Here is a 21,391-nt window from a genome sequence, read left to right as displayed (position 1 = left end):
ATGAGCTCCGTATGACGGGTGCCCGACGAGACGGAGAAAATTGACGAATAGGCCCAAAACCATTTCGCTCAAAGTGATGGCCTCCTGATAAAGTCAATCAGGCCCGGATCGGCGACGACGTCTGTGGGCGAGTGGAACACGAAAGCCGGATCGACGAGTGAGCGTTCGAGATCGATCAGTGCCGACGGTCCGCCGCGCCATACTGCGAGGGGAGCCAGGCCAGAGAAAGAGGCCGACAGAGCATCCTGGAAGGTCCTTTCGCGGGTGCTCTGCGGTTCGGCGCGTTCTTGTTTCTCGGACGGGCTGTCGACGACATAAGCGAGTCCTTGCCGTTCAGCATAGGCGATCGCTGCCTCACGCGTCGGGATTTCAGCTCGACCGGGGTCAGCGCGTCGCCGCCGCCGGTCCAGCCGATCAGCAGTTCGATGAAGCAGCGTTCGAAGGCAGAGCCAGCCCTTTGTCCGAGCCCGTCCGGAGGCTACGCCCTGATTGCTACTCGGAGCTCCCCGAAGCATCCGCTTGAGCACGTCATCCTGCGAATGCCTAGCGGTCACGCAACTTGATGATGGGGCGTGCGTTTGGCCGCACCGTCCAAAATCATCTCAAGTGCCTGTTCAGCAGGAATCGGCGCGCCGATCAGATAGCCCTGGGCTTCATGGCAACCCTTCTCTCGGACCATTGTCAGTTGGGCAGTTGTCTCCACGCCTTCGGCCGTAATTGTCATCCCGAGATTGCGGCCAAGGCCCGCCATGGCCTCTACTATGGCCTCTGGCTCGCGCCGTTCCAGGGGCTGGACGATGAAGCTTCGGTCGAGCTTGATCTTGTCGAAGGGAAAACGGCTCAGGTAGCTCAAAGAGGAAAAGCCCGTCCCGAAATCATCCATTGCGATGCGAACGCCGAGCTGCCGGAGTTCGTGCAGAATTTTAAGATTTGCCTCGCTGTCTTGTAACAGCACCGACTCGGTGACTTCCAGTTCGAGTCGGCCAGCATCGAGACCGCTGTTGGAGAGGGCTGATGCGATCATCAGAGGAAGTGTTGGACGAATCTGGACGGCGGACAGATTGACGGCGACTTTGATCCGATCGGGCCAGCGGCTTGCCACAAGACAAGCCGTGCGCGTCACCCATTCTCCAATCGCGACGATCTCGCCGGTTTCTTCGGCAAGCTGGATGAATTTCAGCGGTGGGATCAACCCGTACTTTGGGTTTCTCCAGCGCAGGAGCGCCTCGAACCCCGTTATCCGCTCGTCCCTCAGGTCGACGATCGGTTGGTAGGCGAGATAGAACTCCTCATTTTCAAGCGCGGTGCGCAGGTCGGACTTGAGCGAGTGCCGTTCCTGCACGCTGATTGCCATTGCGGGCTCGAAAAACCGAAACGTTCCACGACCCTCTGCTTTGGCGACGTAGAGAGCGATGTCTGCCTTCGTAAACAACTCATCTCTCTCGACCCCGTCTTGTGGAGACAGCACCATACCAATGCTTGTGCCAACGCGAAGCACGGTGCCGCTGACTTCGCAGGGTTTTCCAACAGCATCGATCACGTCCGCCGCCAACTGATCGGCAGCTTTACGGCAAGCAATTCCGCTCCGGATTATGGCGAATTCGTCGCCGCCCAGTCTTGCCAACATATCGGCAGGGCCGAGGGAAGAGCGCAGGCGCGTGGCGGTGACTTTCAACACCTCGTCGCCGCCGGGATGCCCCAGCGTGTCATTCACGCTCTTGAACTCGTCGAGGTCCAGGTAAAGGACCGCAACCTGCCGCTCCAGGGTTGCGCTCGAAACGGCTAGATTCAGAAGCTCGCCAAATCGCCGCCTGTTGTCGAGGCCGGTCAGTGGATCGTGGTGAGCCAGGAACGCGAGTTCTTCATCTGCTTTCTTTCGCTCGGAAATGTCGCGAAAAAACAAGGTTAAGGTTCCGGGTGTCGGAAAGGTTTGGACCTCAACCCAAGTTTGATTTGCTTCGGAATATTCCTCGAACTTGCCAGGCTTCTGTCTGAGCATCGCCTCTTTGTATTCGCGGCCAAAGAGGAGCCTCTCTTGGTGGGGGTAACACGCCCACAGGTTCGAACCAACTTTCATACCGCGGTGAGCACCAAATGCCGCCGCCCCCTTGTTCAGATAGACAACATCCCAATTGCTGTCGAAAACCATGACGTTGTCGGTAGTGCTTTCGAGAACCGAAGACAGTTGCTCGCGACTTTCTTCCGCGGCGCGGGTGAGCCTTTTTTCGGCTTCCAACGCCCAATATTCGCGCACACCGAGTATTGTCGCAAAGGCCAGCGAGGCGGGGAGCATGGAAAGATACAGTGACCCTTCGTCGGCAAGTCCGGCGGTTATGGCCGCCCCCAATATGATGGTTGCGGCGGCGGCGGGTACAAACGCTTCCGCCCCTTTCTGCCACGGTCCCTGAGCCCGTTGGGGTAAAGCGGTCTGTGGCCGATTGCGCGTTCGCCAAAATTGTTCCTGGGCACCCCAGGCAATCACGGCAAAGCCGATGACCCAAAACGGATCGAAAAAGACGCCGACTTTATAGCCGTTCGAAAGCAGAGACAGGCCATAGAAAAGATTTGCCGCCGCCTGTGTCGCAATTCCAAAAAACAGAATCGCGGCGACGAACCGTTTTGACGGAGGGACATAAAGCAGCAAAGAGACCAATCCAAATGCGGCCGTTCCGCTCCAGAAGATCGGATATGAAATGGCTACAAGGCTGGCTAGCACGGTTTGGTGCGATGCCTCCAAGGCGGGAAAAAACATCAGGCCCGATGCAAGGCTGCTCGCACATAAGATGACGCTCAAATTGGATATTTGTATCCTGCTTATAGCGGGAATGGAGCCGAAATAATACATACCACTGATGTAGGCCAATGTCGAAGCAAGGTACCCGACATCGGCTGCCGACGGGAATAGTTTTTCGCCTTGGAGGTCAAGTATAATCCAGTAGCAGGTGGACACAGACCATAACAGAGAGCCATAGCTGAAAGAAAGCCAGGCCTTCCTGTCGGCATCGGTGCTTTTGAGTGCGGTTACGAAGCACGCTGCACAGGCCAGCAACGAAGCGATCATCCATCCTGCGAAGTAGGACCAGTGTCGGCTAGCTTCATTCAAACCGGAGAGGTCTGTCACGATAAGGAATAGAATAAGTCCCGAAACCAGCGCAATCGGCGCGATCAGTCGGGATATGAAGGAAGCGGCCATGCCCCACCCAAACATGCATTTATTAAAGAGGCATTATCGCCGCAACCGAGCGGAATATTATTGGTCATTCGATCGGGACCGCCGGGTCTGTTTGAGATTTGCTTCACGGAGTATCACCGACCATGCCCGAGAACAGGACTGAGCCGCGCTGCTCGAGAAGCGACAGCGAGGTGTAATCCAGGATCGATAGACCGCCGTCGGCGACCAAGGTTTGTCCCGTGATAAACGAAGCCTCATCGCTCGCCAGGAACGCGACGGCCGCAGCAATTTCTGCCGGCGTACCCATCCGGCCGAACGCGCTTGGCGGCACCGTCCAGTCGCTGGCACCAGATGCGGGCGCCGCTGCATCGGTTTCGGTGGCAATCCAGCCCGGGCTAACGCAGTTCGCCCTGATCCGATGTGAAGCCCCCTCGATTGCCAGCGATCGCGTGAGCGCTTCGACGGCCGCCTTGGCGACGCAGTACAGACCCCAATTGCCGTGCAAGGTGGCCGTGGACGATATGTTCACAATCGCACCGCCGCCGAAATCCCGCAGCAGCGGCAAGGCGTAGGAGGATACAAAGTAGGTGGAGTCCAGGTTGGCGCCACGCATCTTGTCCCATCTCGCTCCAGGGTGATCGCCAGGTTCGATCCCGCTGCGGCGCGAACCGGCGCCTGCGTTGTTGACCACAACCCGCAGCCGCCCCCAATGGCCAGTCTGGCCGATCAGGTCCTCGACTTGACGTTCCTCCGACAGATCGCACTGGAAAAAGCGGGCTTCGCCTTGAATCGCCTTTGCTTCCGCTTCAACGGCGCGACCCTTTTCGAGATCTCGACCTGCGAACGCCACGCGGGCTCCCTCTTTCAGGAAATAGTGGACGATCCCGCGGCCTATCCCTGAATTCCCGCCGGTCACGAGAACGTCTTTGCCTTTAAATCGCATGGTACCCCTGCAGACAGTGCGCCGATGGCGCAAATTGCGGCATCTCTGATCCATTCCGCTGAGAAACGGTGGACCGAGACAGGGATATGCCTTGCTATTCAATTCAGCGTCAGTGCCACAGCGGGTCGAGGATTGGACATCGAGCGGGAGCGAGTTCTTCCTGGCGCAGCGATCTGCCATATCTGACCCAGCAGGCAACGATGTCCTACTCCATGGAATGTTGGTTCCGGGGCAGCCAGATTTTGGGTGTTCCGTCGACCAATGGCCGGGATGATGAGGAAGGGTGGCAGTTTGCTGCCGATGCCGACGGCAATCTCTACGTCAACGGCACTCGGGCGCAACCCGGTCCGAAAGGCAAGGTTACAATTGAAGAGAGCGGTGTCGGAGTGAATTCAGTCATCAATGTGATGATGGCCTACGTGCAAGCTAGGGCTGTGGGGCAACCTCCCGAGCTCGCGGCAGCCGGAATATCAATGTTCATCTCGGTCATGAGCAATCGGCCGCACGAACGCTTTGCGGTCTTCGACTTCAATAACACGAAGGTCTCCTTCGCCGATTGGGACAAACTCAACAAGGTGTTTATCGGAGGCGTCGATATTCAGTGTTCCGAGCAAGGCGGCGAATGAGCGGTCCAATCGAGGCGCCACTGCCGAGCAAATATTCCCTTGAGCCGGGAGCGCCCGGCGCGGAGACCGTCAACAACTTAAGCCGCCAGATGGATACGATTGCGCCCCGCCATCTTGGCGGAATACAAAGCCGTGTCGGCGCGGGACAGGACATCGGCCACGGCGTCGCCCGATAGGGCCAACGCAATGCCGGCGGAAAAGGTGTAACCGAGATCCGCTCTTTCCCTAAGCGGCCTCGATTTGCGAATGGCGGCGAGCATCCTTTCCATAATCAGTTCTGCCTCTGACGTAGAGGTGGCCGGCAATACCAACACGAATTCCTCTCCGCCCACACGGCCGAAACAATCAGACCGCCGCACCTGGCGTTGAATCCGCACCGCGAAGTCGCGCAAAATGATGTCACCCGAGTGATGCCCGAACCTATCGTTGATGTATTTGAAGTTGTCGAGGTCCAGCAGGCAAACGCAGCCCGGAACGCCCGGACGCTGAAGCATTTCTTCCATACGCGCGTTCACAAAGCGGCGATTGGCAACGCCCGTCAGGTCGTCTGTAAAAGAAGCTTTTATAGCCCTGTCTCGGTCTTGTCGGACCGACCGCCCATCGGACCGCAATTTGGTGATATCGTTGGCGATGCAAAGCATCCAACCGCCGTTTTGGATCGTTTCGGTCATCCAAAGCCAACGGCCGTCAGCAAGGTCCGTCTCGAACTGCCTGAAGCCGGTCTTGCCGCGCCGCGATTGCGTCGAAATTAGCCATGTTTCGAAATCGGGGTCGCGAACAACGGTCCCTCTACCCGCTTTGAAGTTGCGGCGCATCAGATCTGACCAAAGCGGCGACTCATCCTTGTCGACGAAAAACGCTGAACGAAAAGCTTGATTTGCATAGCGAAGGCGGTCGAAGTCGTCATATGCCGCCATCAACACCGGCGTGTTGTCGTAGAGATGGAAAAGCTTCTCAGGCATCTCATCCATACCGGTTTTTTACCGGGTCTAGATTAAGAGTGTGTGTGCAGAGATTGGCTGGTGCGCGCATTTGGCTGAAAGCCGACCCGGAATGTACGCTTTTGACGGTTCATTGACTCCCGTCGCCTGCACTCTCAAAATCACCTCCGAGGGAACTTTTTTTCACGTGCGCAATGGGAGGCGCTCGATGTTGGACCGGTTCGGCAATTCCAGCCTCTGTCCCGCTGATTTGAAGACCTGCCAACGGGTCTTCGAACGGCTTTGTGCCGAGCGAAATTTCGACCATGCGAGCGAAGAAGCTGAGCACATCGCTCCGGCGGTGATCCGTCACTTTCAAGAAGGCCACGTGGATGAAGGCGATCTTTGGCTTGCCGTTCGAATGTGCCGCACACTTCGGGAGGCCTTGGCAATGCATCGCAGTGTCGGTCGGCTGGCTTCCTATAAGGGCGTCGCGCGGACCTCGTGTTCGCCGAGCAGCCGGGCGTAGATTTCAGGCTGGCCATGAAAGCTGCCGGCCGCAGAGCGCAGCGTCCTCGGACAGCGCTGCTGGCCAGGGGCCGTAAGCCTTGGTCGGCCCGTTATTGCCTCCAGTACCGGGCGGCAACAATTAGTCCGCCGAATTGAGGGAACATTTTAGCAAACTGCAAATTCAACGGTCTTCTGGCAGCAGGGGTCACCAACGCCCCGGCAAGTCCCGTCATCCCTGGGACGGCCCGCCGGTGCCGTGAATGGGGCGGCGGGCTTTTTCACATCCGTGAAACCAAAGGTCATTCAGTAAGTTGGTTCGAAGGAGGAGCCAATGAAAAAGGATGGCGATGAACGTGTGGACGAGGACACTCGCACTCAGCAACTGCTTGCCCGACGTTTGTCTGAAGAGGTCGGCATTTCAGAGTCGGATGCGCGCGGCCTGATCAAGCTTATAGGCACGGACTGGAACTCGCTGCTTTGTTAAGCCCGGTTTTTGAAGGAACGTCGTTAGAGTCCGCCGCCTATTGGGGGCGCCGGCGGCGGACCTGTTTAAGCGGCTACATCCTTGGGAATCGACCGCTCATAGGGTTAATGTGGCACATGGAGGCCAGTTCCATGTTATTCCGGCAAGAGCATGCGACGTGCGCTATGTCCGGCGTAAGCCATCAGGCGTAATTGTAGCAATGCCATTGTCTAGTATCATATGGGGCCTGGTCATTAGGCCCACCCTCGTGCCCAGCTATGGTCGGCACGGTCACTCAACTCGATGCTTCGGCTGCTTGATCGTGCCGACTACTCCCTGATAGTCCCTGCGCACACTGTGAAAGCAAGGTCTGCTACTGCGAGAAAGAGAAGCGTGCGGACGCGGTAGCTTGCCTGAGCCCGGGCTGTACGAGTGATGCCCCCATCTCCCGTCCGAACCACACCGCGTCCTATCTCGAACATAGCAGGGGCAAGTGTCCAGAGCATGTTACATGGGGTTACATGACATGTTACTTGGAGAGGGCCAAGGTCGGGCCTACCTCTGATGGAACATCAGGCAATGCTAATAGTTATGGCTTGGCAGGGACCGCCCTCCCGGCACGTCCTCTTTGGGACACACCCGCCGCTGCCGTGAATGGGGCGGCGGGTCTACTTTACCACTGACAATAGCGGTCTGTGCTTTGGCCGTTCGTGCCAAATGACCTGGCGTAGGTCGCGCATGTCAACCTGTTGCCCGCATATGGGGCAGGTGTAGAAATTGTCCCGCTCGTCGGCTGGCTCGCCGCCGTGCTGCTTGCCGGGGATAGGTGGTCCAACGTCCGATAGCTTGGTCATTTACTGCCCAGAGCTTTTGCTTCTCGCTCCAGCGTCTCCCGATCATTGCCGTGTTTTTCGATGAGTTCCCGCACTTCGGGGATCGTAAGCTGAAACCTGCTGGCGAGATAACCGACCTCATATTCTTCGTCGCCTGATACCCGGTCCCGGTCGCGGAAATCACGCTTGCTCTTGTCGTCTGGCATGGTTGCTCCTCCTGGGGTTGTTGATCCGCAACGCGCACCGGTCCGCATTGTTCATCCCTTCTGGAACTATTTTAGCTAAAGCTGATTGATCGCGGGTGTGGGTCAGTTCATGCGTCTGAAGTTCATCAAGCCGATGGAGCCGGAGCTTGTCGACAACCCGCCAGAGGGTGTCGACTGGATCCACGAAATAAAGTTCGACGGCTACCGCACGCAGCTCATCAAGGACGAAGACGGCATCCGCGTGCTGACCAGGAGAGGGTACGACTGGACGGAACGCTACCAGATCCTTGCCGACCAGGCGGCCGCGATCGAGGCCGACGACTTCATCATCGAAGGCGAGGCCATTGTGGTCGACGCGGCTGGACGTTCCGATTTTCATGCATTGCAGTCGGCTGTCAGCAGCAGCGAGCCATCGCAGGATTATTATCTCGTTGCGTTCGATCTAGTGCACTTGAACGGCCACGACCTCCGCAACATGCCGCTCGAGGACCGTCGTGACATCCTGGAGGGAATGATTGAAGCCGGCAGCCGCATCCAATTCAGCGAGGCGATGCCCGGCACGGGTGACGCCGTTTACTACGTCGCGGACCAGACTGGGCAGGAAGGCATCGTCTCGAAGCGCCGGGACAGTCTCTATCGCAGCGGCCCGACGATGAACTGGCGCAAAATCAAGTGCTACGATGAAAAGGAGATGGACATCATCGGCGTTCAGCGTGATCGGGCCAGGCGGCAAGGGTTTTTATGGCTGACAACGGCCGCTATCTCGGCACCGCCAACGTCAATTTCAAATTCGACAAACGCAAGCGCCTCTGGGACCGCGTGCAGGGCAAGGTGGGCGGCCCTGTGCCGAAAGGCCTGACGAGAGACAAGGCGGAATGGCTGAAGCCGGTCTTGTCGGCCGCGTGAAGTTCCTGAAAGGTGAGGAGCAACTACGCCACGCGAAGCTGCTCGATTACCGGGAGGAGGAATAATGGCGGTCGCCAAGAAATATCAGGAGCGCATCACCTATGCCTGGATGTATGGCGCCCAAGCGCGCAAGGAGGGTAAGGAGCGCTCAGTGCCGGAGTATTGGGAAGAACAGGCCGACGCTTGGCTGCAGGGTTTTGATGACCTTCCTTTGGCCGACGCCGGCAAGGTCTAGCCTGTCAGTGATCAGATGGAAGCGGAAGTTGATGAGGCCGGCGTCAGCGAGCATTAGAGCGGCTTGCCGGCGCGCATCATGGCCCGCGCAATCGCGAGCTGCGTTTCCGTCCTGGCATTCTCTTTCTGCGTCATGTTGTCGGCGGCGATGAGCCGTTTCAAGGCCCGCATTGTCTCGCCTCGCGTCCATCCCGCCTCAATCATGCAATCGACAATCGCCTGAAATCCGGGCTCCATTGCCTCCTGGCAGTCGATTGCCCGGTCCTGATATTCGTCCTGTATTTTGGGCGGATTGATCATGCGCTGCGTTCTCAGTTGGCGGGGCCTTTGGGCTTCGTCTCGGACGTTGATCCGTCAATAAGATCGAGAAATGAGTGCATCGCCTTCACCATCATCCGTGCGCCGTTTTCGTTCAATGTGAAGGATCGCTTCCCCTCATCAGTCAACAGCCCGACCAGGCAGACCTTGGGATTGTCGCGGTCGTCGATATCGATTGTGACGCCCGATACCCCGGCAGCATCACGTCCTTTGGCTTTTTCGGCATCACTACGACAGCCTTGACTCGTTCTCACTCCGTTCCCATTTTGGGCGAGCCTCGATCCTTGTCAATGAGACGACCATAAAATGTGTGGACGCGTTTTCGTAAAATCGACAATCCCGGACATGGTGCGGCGCTTCGAGTTCGCGCACCCCGGCGACATCGAGCGCTTGGGCAACGGCTTCCCGATCTGGAACGGGGCGCCCAGCCTGACCTATCCAATCATTATCCGCGAAGAGCTTTCCACGAGCATGGCCGGTTTCGTTTCTGCGAAGTGGGGACTTGTTCCCGGCTGGGCGCGCGATGGCGGCGGCCGTCCGCCGCCTGTCAATGCGCGCTGCGAGACCATTGCCAGCAACGGCCTGTTCCGAAAGGCATATGCCGCGCGCCGGTGCCTGGTGCCTGTCGACGGCTATTTCGAATGGCAAAAGCTCGACCCTTCGGGCAAGAAAAGACAGCCTTACGCTATCGCCATGAAGGATGACGATCCTTTTGCCATGGCTGGAATCTGGGAAGAATATGCCGACAAGGCGACCGGCGAGTTGATCCGGACCTTCGCTGTCGTCACCTGCGAGCCAAATACGTTGATGGCGACGATCCATGATCGCATGCCAGTCATTCTGGCGCCGGCCGATTACATGCGCTGGCTCGGGCCGGAAACAGATCCTCGCGACCTCATGAAGCCCTATGCATCGGACCTCATGAAGATGTGGCCGATCGACAGCAAGGTTGGGAAACCAAGCAACAACACGCCCGACATCATCGACGAGATCGGTTTGGGGCCGACCGATTTGTTCGACGTCTAGACATACTGATGGCCGTCGCCGCGGTGCTCATAGCAGAACCAATGTGATTCCCTGCGCGGCCGGGCAAAGCCCCAGCCGGCGACCTTGCCACAGCCGTCACGCTCGCATGTGTGGCCAAGCACCTTCACGGGGTCGCGCTGTGCCGGCGTCATGCCTTCGGCTAGTCTCGCTGGTTCGTCGCTCATGGCAGAAAGATTCCACAGTCAGATTTGACGGGCAAGGAAAATGTTCCTTTTCTGTTCTCATGGCGCACGATCCGATCGACACGCTGGGCAAAGCGACCCGGCACAATATGCTAGTGAAAGCAGAGTGCAGTTGCGGCACTGTCCGCTACTGCCGATCGGCCGACCTGATGATGGTCTACGGCGGCGGCGGCGATCCGCAGACGCTAAAGTTCGATTGCAGTCGATGCAAACCGCAGATCAAGATCACACTACTGGAAGTGCACCCGGAGCACTTGCCTAAGCGCTTGATGGTTCACAAGCCAATGAAGGTCGACGGCAAAATCACTTGGTATACCGAGCGCTTCAGAGGATGCTCGAAGGTTGCCGTCATGACGCTCGCCACCGACGAGTTCATCCGCCGATTCCTGTTCCACATCCTGCCACGTGGCTTCCACCGCATCCGGCACTACGGCCTGCTCGCCGGCTCTGCTCGCAAGACCAGCCTCGCACGCGCCCGCGAACTGCTGAACGTCGCTGCGCCGTCGGAGGACGACAACTCGGTAGAACCGACTGACTTCCGTCCGCCATGCCGGTGCTGCGGCGGACGCATGGTCATTATCGAGACGTTCGAACGGTGGCGACAGCCGCGCGACCGCCGGACACCACGGCGACGAACCGGGAGAACCCTCCATGACCCGGCATGGCATGCTCCAGCCTTCAGCCGCAGGCACTCAGCCTCCGGCAACGGACCCACGCTGTCCATGGTGATATCGACGCCGAACGGGTCGCGTCCAGCCGCGCGACGAGCCGACAATACCGCGTGGCTGAAAGGCGAAACGGTCCGGCCGCATCAAACCCGCCGCTTCCCTGGCGTTCAGCGTACGCGGACCGCTTTGCGCCAGAGGCTGCCATTGTCGATTGTCAATTTGGCACCGGACGCACAGCGGCTGACCTTCTATTCGTCCGCTGATCCCACGGGACACCCCACCTGGGGATTGTCGAACAGGTCCTCGCCTAGGTGGGAAAGTTTGGGTCCAGAATAAGCTTGTCCAGCGTGATGGGATAGCTGCGGACCCGTACTCCAGATGCGTTGTAGATGGCATTGGCCACGGCGGCGCCTGCCCCACAAATCCCCAATTCGCCGATGCCCTTGGACTTTAGCGGATTCGATTTATCGTCCAGTTCTGGGAGAAAGATCGCCTCCACCTCAACGGCATCGGCATGCGCCGGCACATGGTATCCCGCTAGGTCGTTGTTCACGAACACGCCATAGCGCTCATCTACCAGAGTCTCCTCATGCAGAGCCGAGCCCAGTCCCCAGATGAGTCCGCCGATCGCCTGCGAGCGTGCTGTCCTGGCGTTGAGGATACGACCGGCAGCGAACACACCCAGCATACGGCGCAGGCGGGTTTCACCAGAGTCGATATCGACGCCCACCTCGACAAAGCACGCGCCGTAGGCGTTTTGCGAGTAATCCTCCATTTCCTTGCCCGGCTTGATCTCGCCATCGGCTTCCAGCCCTCCAGGCGCAAATTTCGTCATGAATTCGTCAATCGCCAACGTGTTACTACCGAATGACACTATTCCATCTGCGATCTCAATCTGCGCCGGATTGTTCAGGCCTACCAACTTTGCCATACGTTCGCGTAGCGCCATGCAGGCATAGTAGACGCCGCTGCCGGAGCTGCCCGCCCCCCAGGATCCGCCAGAGCCGGGCGATGGCGGAAGGTTGCTGTCGCCAATTTCTACCAAGACACGGTCCATAGGAAGGCCCATCGCTTCAGCGGCTATCTGCGCGAGAATTGTGTAGGTGCCGGTACCGATGTCTGTCATAGCCGTTTGCACTGTCAGTCGACCGTCGGCCGCCATCATGGCCCGCCCGTGCGATGGAGCCATGAAATTACTGCGGATAGCCGCCGCCATCCCGTAGCCAACCAGCCAACGTCCATCGCGCAAAGTACCCGGTTGGGTAGGACGACGCTCCCAGCGAAAACGTCTCGCGCCTTCGTGGTAGCACTCCAGCAACTTACGGGTGGAGAACGGCTTTCCGTTTTCAGGGTGGACCGCCGGTTCGTTGCGTATGCGCAGTTCGATCGGATCCAGGCCGGTTGCGTAGGCAAGTTCGTCCATCGCGGCTTCGAAGGCCAACATCCCGATAGCTTCGCCCGGCGCTCGCATGTCTCCTGGTTGCGGCAGGTGAAGGCGTACTAACCTGTGAGCCGTCCACCGGTTTTCTGCGGCATAAAGATGGCGTGTCGAATCAACAATCTGCTCGGTAAACTCGTCAAATACGGATGTGTGCCCGATAGACTCATGTGCGAGGGCAAGCAGACGCCCGTCACGTGCAGCTCCCAGGCGTACTCGCTGGATGGATTCGGTACGGTGCGCGACATTCACGAATGTCTGCGGCCGGGTCAAAGCCGTCTTGACGGGCCTTCCCAGTTCACGCGCAGCGAGCGCCGACAGCACCGCGTCGGCCTCCGTCGCCAACTTACCACCGAAGCCGCCACCCACGAACTTGCACACAACGCGAACCTTATCCTTAGGAATCTGCAGAGTCGCGGCGATTGTATCGCGGCAGTCGATTGGCAACTGCGTAGATACGTAGACTGTAACCGCGTCACCGTTCCAGACAGCCATGCTCGCGTGCAATTCGATTGCCTGATGATGTTGGAATGGCGTTTCGTAAGTAGCGTCGATCTTCACCGGCGCAGCCTCAAAGGCCGCTGCGAAGTCGCCTTTGGCCGTATCGGTTTCGATGAATCCCCGCACGGTCTTTGGCGCGTAGGCTTGCGCTGCCACGGACTTCACCCGGCTCGCAGGAGTGGCTTCCTCGATGTACCGCACATTCAAGAGCGCCGCAGCGTCGCGCGCCGTCTCAAAGGTCTCTGCGACTACCAAGGCGACAGGCTCGCCGTAGTAGCGGACCTTATCGTCAAATAGAAATGGCCTGGCAACGCTGTAGGACGCGAAAGGGGATGGCAGTTCGTCGAAGGTCACATAGTCTGCCTGGCGCGGAGCGGTTAGGTGCGTCATCACCAGCACCACACCTGCCACGCGCTGGGCTTCCGAAGAATCGATCGCGGCAATGCGGCCGTTGGCGATCGTCGCGCCGACGATAACGCCATAGGCCACCTTTCCCAGGCCTGCGTACTCATAAGCGTATTGGGCCCGTCCGCTGACCTTGAGCGGCCCCTCCACGCGAGGCAGGGGGCGGCCGAGTACCCCTTGTTTGTCTTCGTCTAGGATGTTGCGCGGATACCCGGGAGTGAGATCAGCCACGGGCGTTCTCCTTCGCTTGGGCGATGGTACGGATTATCATCCGGCGGCTCAGAGGTATCTTGTATTCGTTTCCGCCATAGCTGCGGGCGGCAACCAATTCTGCATCCGCGGCGGCTGCTGGATCGGCACCGGATTTCAAGGCTTCTTCAGCCTTATTTGCCCGCCATGGTTTATGCGCCACACCGCCCATCGCGATCTGGTCGCCCGCGACTGCCACGGAGACTAGTGCAAAGGCATAGGATGCGCGGTCGCGAACCTTGCGGTAAGCCTGCCCGCCTGGCGGTGGCGGAGGCAAGGTGACGGCGGTGATCAACTCTCCGGGCTTCAGCACCGTCTCTACGTCCGGAGTGTCCCCGGGCAGCCTGTGGAACTCGGTCATGGCTATCTCGCGCGTTTTGCCGTCGGTGGAAAACGTTTCCACACGTGCGTCCAGCGCGGTCAGAGCGACTGCCATGTCCGATGGGTGCACCGCGATGCATTCAGGGCTGGCGCCCAAGATCGCGTGAATGCGGTTAAGCCCCTGAAGCGCCGAGCAACCGGAGCCTGGCTCGCGTTTATTGCAGGGCATCGCGGTGTTGTAAAAATAGAAGCAGCGCGTCCGCTGCAGCAGGTTGCCGCCGGTTGTCGCCTTGTTGCGGAGCTGGCCTGAGGCGCCGGCAAGCAGCGCTTCACTGAGCATCGGGTACCGCTCACGGACCCTTATGTCCCCGGCGAGTGCGCTGTTGCGGACCAATGCACCAATACGCAAGGACCCACCATCGAGATCCTCGATATTGGCGAGGGGCAGACGGTTCACATCCACCAGATGAGCCGGGGTTTCGACCCGCATCTTCATGAGGTCGATCAGGTTGGTGCCGCCGGCTATGAACTTAGAATTTGGGCGGGCGGCAACGGCGCCGATCGCACCGTGAACATCGGTGCTGCGCTCGTAAGTGAACGGCTTCATTTGAGGCCTCCTGCGTCTTTTATCGCGGCTAAAATGTTCGGATAGGCCGAGCAGCGGCAGAGATTGCCGCTCATTCTCTCGCGGATTTCCGAGTCACTGAGCGCAAGCTTCCGGTCAGCCACGTTGGCAGTAGCGTGGCTGGGCCAGCCCATTTGGTGCTCCTTCAACATTCCTACCGCCGAGCAGATTTGCCCGGGTGTGCAGTAGCCGCACTGGAATCCGTCATGCTCCACGAAGGCGGCCTGCATGGGGTGCAGACGCTCGGGTTCGCCGAACCCCTCGATGGTAGTGATGGTGTCGCCCTCGTGCATACAAGCGAAGGACAAGCAGCTGACGATCCGCATATCGTTAGACAGCACCGTGCAGGCGCCGCATTGGCCCTGGTCGCAACCTTTCTTGGTCCCGGTCAGACCAAGGTGTTCGCGAAGTGCGTCCAGCAGGGTTGTGCGAGTGTCGACCGTGAGGCTGCGTACCTGACCGTTTATCGAGATTTCAACCTGTTGCATCACCGGCACCTGTTGCGTTACGGGATCGGCGCTAAGCTCGCCGGCGGCATACGCTCCTATAGGTCCGGCAATGGCGACGGCACTGACGGCCAATCCGGCCTCGAGAACGGCGCGGCGGGTCGGTCCGCCCTCACCCACTGTTACCGAGTTCTTGCGAGCCATCTTCAGTTCCTCTCTGGATAATTAAGGTTTAAATCCAGGTTTCAACCTCAGCAGCGTGAAGTATTGACGGTCAGTAGCGGGTGGAGTGGCCACGATCGCATGCCGACGATAAAGCCGGTGGCAATTTCTTCGACAGCGCGCGCAATGCCAACTGGCGACACTGCCAGCAGCGCGTCGATGGAAGCCCCGAAGCCGTCCGTCGGCCGATCGACATGGCTCTCCACGTCGAAGATCAGGTGCCAGGCATCGAACTGATCGCGGAGCGCCAGAATTGCAGTCGAAAAAAAGTTGAGGCAATCTCGGCTAAGTGTTGCATCGGCGTCGCCGGCCTTTGGGATGCCTGCCCGCATTCATTCTTGGCAATTTGGCCAAAAAGTCAAATCCTTTGCAAAGAGGCTACAAATGGCGAAAGCACCAGCAAATAATGCCCGGTCTCAAATGCCGACCTGAAGGCAGGACGACAGCCAGGATCTGGTAAAGAAGCTCTCCAATCCGGAGCTTCGCTGATCCGCGTGCCGTTCCTATTCAACTACGACAAAGCGTTCGGTCCGAACGACCCGCAGAACGCCGTGGTCAACATCCTGCCGTGTTCCGATCTCGCGCAGCGAGGACTGGACCAGTATCTCCGGCACGATCCTGCTGTCATCTGGGCTCTACCCAGCAGTCCGGGCCGGCGTATAGCCCAGAGCCTATTCTTCTCGCCAAAGAATCCCACCGTCAACAGCAACAATCTTGCCCTGGTCACACATTCTCATCGCACTCGTAAGGTCGCGTTTGGGTCAAACCCGGACACATCCCGCCCGAGCTTGCCGTCTACTTTCGGGAAACGACCAAGGAGACCTCAATGTCGGATATGAGGCGCAAAGCGGTCACTTCAGGGTATGCCCCGGCGTGACGTAACGAGCCTCCGCTCGTCAACCGTAACATCGGAGTTGACAGCGACTATTTGTGACAATGTAGCCTCGGGCTAAACCTTGAGGTGACAACCGATGAGCAGGATTGGCTACGCCCGCGTCAGCACGATCGACCAGGACCTGGAAATTCAAATTGCCAAACTAAAGTCCGAAGGGTGCGGCATCATCCGATCGGAAAAAGTTTCGGGGTGCCAGCAGAGACGGTCGAGCGGAACTGGCAACGATCATAGACTTCCTGCGGCCAGGAGACGAATTGGTCGTCACACGCCTCGATCGGCTGGGGCGCGACACGCGGGATGTTCTCAACCTCATTCACGGTAAGCGCTGTTCCGGAAGCACCTTTCGCGCGTGGCCGTGAGGAACGATGCTCGGAGCCTTGAGAGCTTCGACGCATGACGATTCCAGAGCTTACGTTTAGTCCAGGGCAAGCGCTGTTTGGCACCACTGGCAGAGGGACATGATCGGGATGACTGCGAATTCGGTCATAGCTGGCCTGAGTGTATACGTGTGTTTGCTAATAGAGAACTTGACCGGCAGCGCAAATGAATGGGCAGTAGTTGTAGGGCGACACAGGGGATAAAAAGTGAGAATCGGAACCACAATTTTAAGTGTTATTACGGCAGTAGCACTGACTATTAGTTTGCCCGTGTCAGCAAACGCTGACGCCAAATCGGCCGCGTATGAAGGCGGATACATAATGGCGGCTTTTGGTTCGTGCCCTGTTACGGCGATATTTGGCTCTATGAGCAAATTTATCAAATACCAGGGCTCAAAAGATTATAATCGCGGCTTTGCCGCGTTCGAGGCCGCGTTTAAAAAAGGCCCTCGGCCAAGCAAGTTATGCTTCGATGCAGCGCGTGAAAGCGGCTTCTTCAGCGTGCGCTAGGCATCAGAGACAGGGCGTGGTGTTTTTCAGGCCGCGGCCCTGGTCTCGGTAGTCGGGATGTAAGCCCACGGCAGGAGATCGTCGATCTGGCTATTGGGATGGCCATTGACGATCCTAGTGAGGACGTCGGTGAGGTAGCCGAGGGGCTCGACGCCGTTGAGTTTACAGGTTTCGATCAGCGAGGCGACGACGGCCCAATGCTCGGCGCCGCCGTCGGAGCCTGCGAAGAGTGCGTTTTTGCGGTTCAGCGCGATGGGACGGATCGAGCGCTCGACGGTGTTGCTGTCGATCTCGATGCGACCATCGTCGAGGAAGCGCGAGAGGCCGTCCCAGCGCGAGAGCGTGTAGCGGATCGCCTCGGCGAGTTTTGTCTTCTGGCTGATCAGACCGAGCTTTTCGCGCAGCCAGGGTTCGAGATCGACGACGATCGGGCGGCTCTTTTCCTGGCGTATGGCGCGGCGCTGCTCGACGGATCGTCCACGAATATCATCTTCGATCCTGTAAAGTTCGGCGATCCGCTGGAGCGCCTCGCTGGCGATCGGCGCGGGACCGGCCGTAGCGAGTTCGTAGAAGCGGCGAGTCTTCAACTTGCCAAGCAGCCGCTCGTGCACCGGACGCAGATGCCAGGCGGCGCGGCCGACCCAGTCGGCAAGGGTTGAACGGTCGAGATTGATGCCCTGCCGGGCGTAGATCTGCGCCTGACGATAGAGCGGCAGGTGATCGGCATATTTGGACACCAGCACCTGGGCGACCGTCGCCTCGGTCGGCAGGCCGCCTTCGATCAGCCGCGCGGGCGCCGGAGCCTGCACGACAACGTCCTCGCAGGCGCGACAAGCATATTTGGGGCGGCGCACGGGAGCGTCTCAGCTCTTCGGCCGAAGCGGTGACGCTGCAATTCCTTGATGATCTGGATCAGCCGCGCATTCTCGACGTCGCGCGCCAGGACCATCGCCTTCAGCGCATCCGGATCGTCGGGAAGCTGGTCAGCCGTCATCGCCATGAGCGGATCAGACCATATTCGTCTGTGTCGGGCGACAGTGGAATCCGGCCTGATTCACTTGGTCGCGGATCAGCCCGCTTGCACCGGAACACGGGTCTGGCGGGCTTCATGGACCCGCCGCCAGTCGAGACCTTCGAGCAGCGCCGACAACTGCGCGGCCGTCAGCCGCATGACGCCGTCATGCACTTTCGGCCAGCGGAACTCACCGTCCTCCAGGCGCTTGGCATAAAGGCAAACTCCTGTGCCGTCCCAGAAGATCAGCTTGATCCGGTCCATCCGCTTGGCGCGGAAGACGTAAACCGCGCCGCTGAACGGATCAGCACCCATCGTCTCGCGAACAAGTGCGGCCAGCCCCTCCGCACCCTTGCGGAAGTCCACGGGCTTCATCGCGACCATGACCTTGACCGCGCCCGTCGGCCCGATCACGACGGCGCTTTCAGCGCGAGGATCACCGCCGCCACCGTCCTGGCGTCGGCGCCACGGCCGACCCGCATGGCGACGCCGTTCCAGCTCGATCACGCCGGCATCCCGGGCGGCTTTCTGCTTCCGCGGCCGCCTTGCCGCTGGGTCAGGCCTCGGCGCTGCAATCACCGCCGGAACAAATAGCGGTTCTGGTTCTGCTGCCGGCGCTTCCTTCAACGGCAGACGAGCGGCCCGACGCCAGGCGAATAGTTGCTGCGGGGACAAAGCGTATCGCCGGGCCACCGCGCTCACGGTCTCGCCGGCTTCGTAGCTGTCCGCCACGATCCGCGCTTTCTCCTCCGGCAACCATTCGCGCCGCCGGCCGGTGCCCGAGAAAACCTCGAACCGTCGCACAGGCTCAGAATCGCTGGACTTAAGCGTAATCTCTGAAATCGTCATATGTCGAAGCCCTCAAAGGCTCCGAACCTCGTCCTTCACAGCCCGATACGAAAGGTGGCGTCAGAACACCGCTTACTGGGGTTGGCCACAACTAAAAAGAAATTCACAAATATTACAGTTGCTTGCCATATCAAATGGCGGAGAGAGCGACGCTCGATGCCAATCTCCAGAAAGGCGCGGTCGACGAGTTTCCACGTCCCCCAATCCGACAGCGGGTGGCGGCGTTATTTTTGTGTGGCATGGTGGATCAATCGTGAGGATTTCAATGTCGTCTGCTCAATGCCACATCGGTGAGTTTTTATCTCTGCACCAACGCCCAGGCCGTGGCGATCTCGATAATGGGAGTTGTTATGTCGCTCAGTCGCGCTGAAGTGTACGACCTTTCGATATTCCTGCTAATCGTACAGTATCGCAGTTTTAGAAAGGCTGCGGACAATCTCGGCGTAACCGCGTCAGCACTCAGCCACAGGGTAAAAGCGCTTGAAGAGCGACTTGGCGTAAGGCTGCTAAACCGGACGAGCCGTAGTGTTGCTCCGACGGTAGCAGGAAGCGCGCTTGCCGAAAAAGTGAGTGCTGGCCTCGATCTTATCAATTCCGGCCTGGAAGAACTGCACGGGCACCACGAAGGGACCGCCGGGAGTGTGCGGTTGAATGTACTACGCGATGCGTCGACTTTACTTCTGCGCCCGGCATTGCCGATCTTCCTGCAGCGCTTTCCCAACATCGAACTGGAGATTGCGGTCGACGATCACTTCGTCGACGTTACGGCGGAAGGCTTCGACGCCGGTCTCAGATACGGTGGCACGATACCGGAGGACATGATCGCCATTCCATTGACGCCGCCACTCAAGTGGGTGGTTGTCGGCGCACCGGCTTACTTCGAGCGCCGCGGTCGGCCGGAATTGCCTGACGATCTTCGTTCCCATCAATGTATCCGCATCCGCACGGGGCGGGGGCAGATTTACAAATGGGAATTCGAGCAGGGCGACGATCGGCGCGAGATCGACGTTCCTGGCTCACTCATCTCAAGTGAATCTGCCTTCGCCATCAATGCTGCGGTCGATGGTATTGGTCTGTTTTATTGCCTGGAAAAGCTCGCTAGTCCTCACCTTGCAGCAGGGCGGCTGGAAGTGGCCCTGCCGCAATGGTCTTCAATCGGCCCGCCTTTGTCCATGTACTACTCGAGTCGCCGGCAACTGCCGTTCGGGATCAGTGCCCTCATACAGGTGATACGAGATATCAATCCGCTGAAATGAAAGTTGTGGAGGCCAAACCGTGGGTGACCATTAGCTGGCGATCGATGAGTACAGCTCATTGATGTGATTACCTCTCGCCCATTGATTCATTAATCGGCGATGCTATTCAATCCATCGAATGCTGCGCGGCCGATGGACCGAAATGGCGCATGCAATGCAGATACGAGGCTTGGATGTACGTTGCAGATGCGAAGAGATACGACGCGATTGCCTACCGCCGCTGTGGTCGATCAGGGCTGAAGCTCCCGCCGATTTCGTTGGGCCTGTGGCAGAACTTCGGTGGTCAAGATGTATTCGAGACCGGCCGCTCGGTGGTCCGGCGTGCCTTCGACGAGGGAGTCACTCATTTCGACCTGGCGAACAATTATGGCCCGCCGTACGGGTCGGCGGAAGAGAATTTCGGACTGGTCCTCAAAAAGGACTTTTTGAGCCACCGCGACGAGATGATCATCTCGTCGAAAGCCGGTTGGGATATGTGGCCGGGTCCTTATGGCGCGGGTGGATCCCGCAAGCACCTGCTTGCATCGCTCGAACAGAGCCTGAAGCGAATGGATGTCAAATATGTCGATATCTTCTATTCCCACCGCCCGACATTGGATGTTCCGCTCGAAGAAACCGTCGCCGCGCTCGTGCAGATGGTGCGGCAAGGCAAGGCGCTTTACGTCGGCATTTCATCGTATGGGCCAGATCGCACTCGGGAAGCCGAGCGCCTCCTGCGCGCGGAAGGAATTCCCCTGCTTATCCACCAACCCTCCTACTCCTTGCTGAACCGCTGGATTGAGGACGGGTTGCTCGATACACTGGGAGAGCTTGGTGCCGGCTGTATCGCATTTTCGCCTTTGGCCCAGGGGTTGTTGACATCAAAGTATCTGAATGGCGTCCCAGACGGCGCGCGTGCGGCGCGTGGCGGCTCGTTCGACACAAAGTTGCTGAGTGATGCAAATATAGAGCGAGTTCGCGGACTGAACGCGATCGCAAGCGACCGCGGGCAGACACTTGCCCAGATGGCGATCGCGTGGACCTTGCGAGATCCGCGCGTAACGAGCGCGCTGGTAGGCGCACGCAACGCGGCCCAACTCGATGATTCCCTCGGCGCTTTGGAGAATCTCGAATTCACTACCGAAGAACTCCACAAAATCGACAGGTACGCAACCGAGGGTGGGATCGACCTCTGGCGAGCTCAATCAAGGGCAGACTGAGGAGACGATAGCATCGGCCCGCGGCGCGACAGCCCGATTGAGATCCCTAAAGGAGCAA

At 58.8% G+C, this 21,391-nt stretch carries 21 protein-coding genes and 4 pseudogenes; 11 read left to right on the top strand and 14 right to left on the bottom strand.

Features of this window, described 5'->3' with window-relative positions:
• Nucleotides 1-550 precede the first annotated feature (550 nt).
• Both NKH52_RS16270 and NKH52_RS16265 read right to left on the bottom strand, forming a co-directional pair.
• Nucleotides 551-3,193, bottom strand: a complete 2,643-nt coding sequence (locus NKH52_RS16270) for a putative bifunctional diguanylate cyclase/phosphodiesterase (protein ID WP_352731905.1) — start codon at nt 3,191-3,193, stop codon at nt 551-553.
• Between the two features lie 103 nt (nt 3,194-3,296).
• Nucleotides 3,297-4,115: an SDR family NAD(P)-dependent oxidoreductase gene (locus NKH52_RS16265; protein WP_352731907.1), complete on the bottom strand. Its 819-nt coding sequence runs from the start codon at nt 4,113-4,115 to the stop codon at nt 3,297-3,299.
• Nucleotides 4,116-4,315: 200 nt separating this feature from the next.
• Here NKH52_RS16265 and NKH52_RS16260 point away from each other — a divergent pair, with 200 nt between their 5' ends.
• On the top strand, nt 4,316-4,741 hold the full coding sequence (locus NKH52_RS16260) for a hypothetical protein (protein WP_352731909.1): 426 nt from the start codon (nt 4,316-4,318) through the stop codon (nt 4,739-4,741).
• Between the two features lie 77 nt (nt 4,742-4,818).
• Here the strand turns inward: NKH52_RS16260 and NKH52_RS16255 are convergent, their stop codons facing one another.
• Nucleotides 4,819-5,712: a sensor domain-containing diguanylate cyclase gene (locus NKH52_RS16255; protein WP_352731911.1), complete on the bottom strand. Its 894-nt coding sequence runs from the start codon at nt 5,710-5,712 to the stop codon at nt 4,819-4,821.
• Nucleotides 5,713-5,890: 178 nt separating this feature from the next.
• On the opposite strand from NKH52_RS16255, the gene NKH52_RS16250 reads away from it, so the two are divergent.
• Together NKH52_RS16250 and NKH52_RS16245 are read left to right on the top strand one after the other, a co-directional pair.
• Nucleotides 5,891-6,190 carry a hypothetical protein gene (locus NKH52_RS16250; RefSeq protein ID WP_352731913.1) on the top strand — a complete coding sequence of 100 codons (300 nt, stop codon included), beginning with the start codon at nt 5,891-5,893 and terminating at the stop codon, nt 6,188-6,190.
• Between the two features lie 312 nt (nt 6,191-6,502).
• On the top strand, nt 6,503-6,655 hold the full coding sequence (locus NKH52_RS16245; protein ID WP_352731915.1) for a hypothetical protein: 153 nt from the start codon (nt 6,503-6,505) through the stop codon (nt 6,653-6,655).
• An 829-nt stretch (nt 6,656-7,484) separates the two neighbouring features.
• Here the strand turns inward: NKH52_RS16245 and NKH52_RS16240 are convergent.
• Nucleotides 7,485-7,673, bottom strand: coding sequence for a DUF3606 domain-containing protein (locus NKH52_RS16240; protein ID WP_352731918.1), 189 nt, complete (start codon nt 7,671-7,673; stop codon nt 7,485-7,487).
• 109 nt (nt 7,674-7,782) lie between these two features.
• On the opposite strand from NKH52_RS16240, the gene NKH52_RS16235 reads away from it, so the two are divergent.
• Together NKH52_RS16235 and NKH52_RS16230 are read left to right on the top strand one after the other, a co-directional pair.
• Nucleotides 7,783-8,532: an ATP-dependent DNA ligase gene (locus NKH52_RS16235; protein ID WP_352731920.1), complete on the top strand. Its 750-nt coding sequence runs from the start codon at nt 7,783-7,785 to the stop codon at nt 8,530-8,532.
• A gap of 111 nt (nt 8,533-8,643) precedes the next feature.
• Entirely contained in the window at nt 8,644-8,814 is a 171-nt protein-coding gene (locus NKH52_RS16230) for a hypothetical protein (protein WP_352731923.1), read from the top strand.
• A gap of 53 nt (nt 8,815-8,867) precedes the next feature.
• Here the strand turns inward: NKH52_RS16230 and NKH52_RS16225 are convergent, their stop codons facing one another.
• On the bottom strand, nt 8,868-9,113 hold the full coding sequence (locus NKH52_RS16225) for a hypothetical protein (protein ID WP_352731925.1): 246 nt from the start codon (nt 9,111-9,113) through the stop codon (nt 8,868-8,870).
• Nucleotides 9,114-9,124: 11 nt separating this feature from the next.
• Complete coding sequence (locus NKH52_RS16220; RefSeq protein ID WP_352731928.1) at nt 9,125-9,385, bottom strand: hypothetical protein; 261 nt, start codon at nt 9,383-9,385, stop codon at nt 9,125-9,127.
• Between the two features lie 52 nt (nt 9,386-9,437).
• On the opposite strand from NKH52_RS16220, the gene NKH52_RS16215 reads away from it, so the two are divergent.
• The gene (locus NKH52_RS16215; protein WP_352731930.1) at nt 9,438-10,157 is read left to right on the top strand and encodes an SOS response-associated peptidase; all 720 of its coding nucleotides are present in this window, start codon (nt 9,438-9,440) and stop codon (nt 10,155-10,157) included.
• Here the strand turns inward: NKH52_RS16215 and NKH52_RS16210 are convergent.
• A complete protein-coding gene (locus tag NKH52_RS16210; protein ID WP_352731931.1) occupies nt 10,154-10,342 on the bottom strand; it encodes a hypothetical protein in 189 nt (62 codons plus the stop codon). The genes NKH52_RS16215 and NKH52_RS16210 overlap by 4 nt on opposite strands.
• A 362-nt stretch (nt 10,343-10,704) precedes the next feature.
• Between NKH52_RS16210 and NKH52_RS35500 the strand changes: the two are divergent.
• A pseudogene (locus tag NKH52_RS35500) lies at nt 10,705-11,015 on the top strand (transposase); the annotation flags it as partial.
• Between the two features lie 320 nt (nt 11,016-11,335).
• Here NKH52_RS35500 and NKH52_RS16200 read toward each other — a convergent pair.
• Genes NKH52_RS16200 through NKH52_RS16185 form a run of 4 tightly spaced genes read right to left on the bottom strand, consistent with a single transcriptional unit; the run spans nt 11,336 to nt 15,567 of the window.
• Complete coding sequence (locus NKH52_RS16200) at nt 11,336-13,603, bottom strand: molybdopterin cofactor-binding domain-containing protein (protein ID WP_352731933.1); 2,268 nt, start codon at nt 13,601-13,603, stop codon at nt 11,336-11,338.
• Nucleotides 13,596-14,549, bottom strand: a complete 954-nt coding sequence (locus NKH52_RS16195; RefSeq protein WP_352731935.1) for an FAD binding domain-containing protein — start codon at nt 14,547-14,549, stop codon at nt 13,596-13,598. The genes NKH52_RS16200 and NKH52_RS16195 overlap by 8 nt, the downstream gene beginning before the upstream one ends.
• Entirely contained in the window at nt 14,546-15,217 is a 672-nt protein-coding gene (locus tag NKH52_RS16190) for a 2Fe-2S iron-sulfur cluster-binding protein (protein WP_352731938.1), read from the bottom strand. The genes NKH52_RS16195 and NKH52_RS16190 overlap by 4 nt, the downstream gene beginning before the upstream one ends.
• A gap of 47 nt (nt 15,218-15,264) precedes the next feature.
• Nucleotides 15,265-15,567 carry a hypothetical protein gene (locus tag NKH52_RS16185; protein ID WP_352731941.1) on the bottom strand — a complete coding sequence of 101 codons (303 nt, stop codon included), beginning with the start codon at nt 15,565-15,567 and terminating at the stop codon, nt 15,265-15,267.
• A 639-nt stretch (nt 15,568-16,206) separates the two neighbouring features.
• Here NKH52_RS16185 and NKH52_RS16180 point away from each other — a divergent pair.
• Together NKH52_RS16180 and NKH52_RS16175 are read left to right on the top strand one after the other, a co-directional pair.
• Nucleotides 16,207-16,447: pseudogene (locus NKH52_RS16180) on the top strand (recombinase family protein); the annotation flags it as partial.
• 267 nt (nt 16,448-16,714) lie between these two features.
• Nucleotides 16,715-17,017 carry a hypothetical protein gene (locus tag NKH52_RS16175; protein ID WP_352731943.1) on the top strand — a complete coding sequence of 101 codons (303 nt, stop codon included), beginning with the start codon at nt 16,715-16,717 and terminating at the stop codon, nt 17,015-17,017.
• A 26-nt stretch (nt 17,018-17,043) separates the two neighbouring features.
• Here the strand turns inward: NKH52_RS16175 and tnpC are convergent.
• The 3 genes and pseudogenes from tnpC to NKH52_RS16160 form a co-directional block, all read right to left on the bottom strand.
• Nucleotides 17,044-18,017: pseudogene (gene tnpC / locus NKH52_RS16170) on the bottom strand (IS66 family transposase).
• A 69-nt stretch (nt 18,018-18,086) separates the two neighbouring features.
• Nucleotides 18,087-18,443, bottom strand: a complete 357-nt coding sequence (gene tnpB, locus NKH52_RS16165) for an IS66 family insertion sequence element accessory protein TnpB (protein ID WP_352732134.1) — start codon at nt 18,441-18,443, stop codon at nt 18,087-18,089.
• 252 nt (nt 18,444-18,695) lie between these two features.
• Nucleotides 18,696-18,878 (bottom strand): annotated as a pseudogene (locus NKH52_RS16160) (transposase); the annotation flags it as partial.
• Between the two features lie 290 nt (nt 18,879-19,168).
• Between NKH52_RS16160 and NKH52_RS16155 the strand changes: the two are divergent.
• Both NKH52_RS16155 and mgrA read left to right on the top strand, forming a co-directional pair.
• Nucleotides 19,169-20,134, top strand: coding sequence for a LysR family transcriptional regulator (locus tag NKH52_RS16155; RefSeq protein WP_502908037.1), 966 nt, complete (start codon nt 19,169-19,171; stop codon nt 20,132-20,134).
• Between the two features lie 173 nt (nt 20,135-20,307).
• The gene (gene mgrA / locus NKH52_RS16150; protein WP_352731945.1) at nt 20,308-21,333 is read left to right on the top strand and encodes an L-glyceraldehyde 3-phosphate reductase; all 1,026 of its coding nucleotides are present in this window, start codon (nt 20,308-20,310) and stop codon (nt 21,331-21,333) included.
• The last annotated feature ends 58 nt before the right edge of the window (nt 21,334-21,391 follow it).

The sequence above is a fragment of the Mesorhizobium sp. M1066 genome (assembly GCF_040318635.1).
Taxonomy (GTDB): Bacteria; Pseudomonadota; Alphaproteobacteria; order Rhizobiales; family Rhizobiaceae; genus Mesorhizobium.
Note: the sequence above shows the minus strand (reverse complement) of the source record. Positions and strands in the feature narration are given on the sequence as shown.

What these genes read in the sequence shown, in the direction of transcription:
- NKH52_RS16260 (WP_352731909.1), top strand. Translation starts at nt 4,316, where the DNA reads ATGTCCTACTCCATGGAATGTTGGTTCCGGGGCAGCCAGATTTTGGGT.
- NKH52_RS16255 (WP_352731911.1), bottom strand. Translation starts at nt 5,712, where the DNA reads ATGGATGAGATGCCTGAGAAGCTTTTCCATCTCTACGACAACACGCCG.
- mgrA (WP_352731945.1), top strand. Translation starts at nt 20,308, where the DNA reads ATGTACGTTGCAGATGCGAAGAGATACGACGCGATTGCCTACCGCCGC.
- NKH52_RS16240 (WP_352731918.1), bottom strand. Translation starts at nt 7,673, where the DNA reads ATGCCAGACGACAAGAGCAAGCGTGATTTCCGCGACCGGGACCGGGTA.
- NKH52_RS16250 (WP_352731913.1), top strand. Translation starts at nt 5,891, where the DNA reads ATGTTGGACCGGTTCGGCAATTCCAGCCTCTGTCCCGCTGATTTGAAG.
- NKH52_RS16265 (WP_352731907.1), bottom strand. Translation starts at nt 4,115, where the DNA reads ATGCGATTTAAAGGCAAAGACGTTCTCGTGACCGGCGGGAATTCAGGG.
- NKH52_RS16235 (WP_352731920.1), top strand. Translation starts at nt 7,783, where the DNA reads ATGCGTCTGAAGTTCATCAAGCCGATGGAGCCGGAGCTTGTCGACAAC.
- NKH52_RS16185 (WP_352731941.1), bottom strand. Translation starts at nt 15,567, where the DNA reads ATGCGGGCAGGCATCCCAAAGGCCGGCGACGCCGATGCAACACTTAGC.
- NKH52_RS16190 (WP_352731938.1), bottom strand. Translation starts at nt 15,217, where the DNA reads ATGGCTCGCAAGAACTCGGTAACAGTGGGTGAGGGCGGACCGACCCGC.
- NKH52_RS16215 (WP_352731930.1), top strand. Translation starts at nt 9,438, where the DNA reads ATGTGTGGACGCGTTTTCGTAAAATCGACAATCCCGGACATGGTGCGG.
- NKH52_RS16195 (WP_352731935.1), bottom strand. Translation starts at nt 14,549, where the DNA reads ATGAAGCCGTTCACTTACGAGCGCAGCACCGATGTTCACGGTGCGATC.
- NKH52_RS16230 (WP_352731923.1), top strand. Translation starts at nt 8,644, where the DNA reads ATGGCGGTCGCCAAGAAATATCAGGAGCGCATCACCTATGCCTGGATG.
- NKH52_RS16245 (WP_352731915.1), top strand. Translation starts at nt 6,503, where the DNA reads ATGAAAAAGGATGGCGATGAACGTGTGGACGAGGACACTCGCACTCAG.
- NKH52_RS16225 (WP_352731925.1), bottom strand. Translation starts at nt 9,113, where the DNA reads ATGATCAATCCGCCCAAAATACAGGACGAATATCAGGACCGGGCAATC.
- NKH52_RS16270 (WP_352731905.1), bottom strand. Translation starts at nt 3,193, where the DNA reads ATGGCCGCTTCCTTCATATCCCGACTGATCGCGCCGATTGCGCTGGTT.
- NKH52_RS16210 (WP_352731931.1), bottom strand. Translation starts at nt 10,342, where the DNA reads ATGAGCGACGAACCAGCGAGACTAGCCGAAGGCATGACGCCGGCACAG.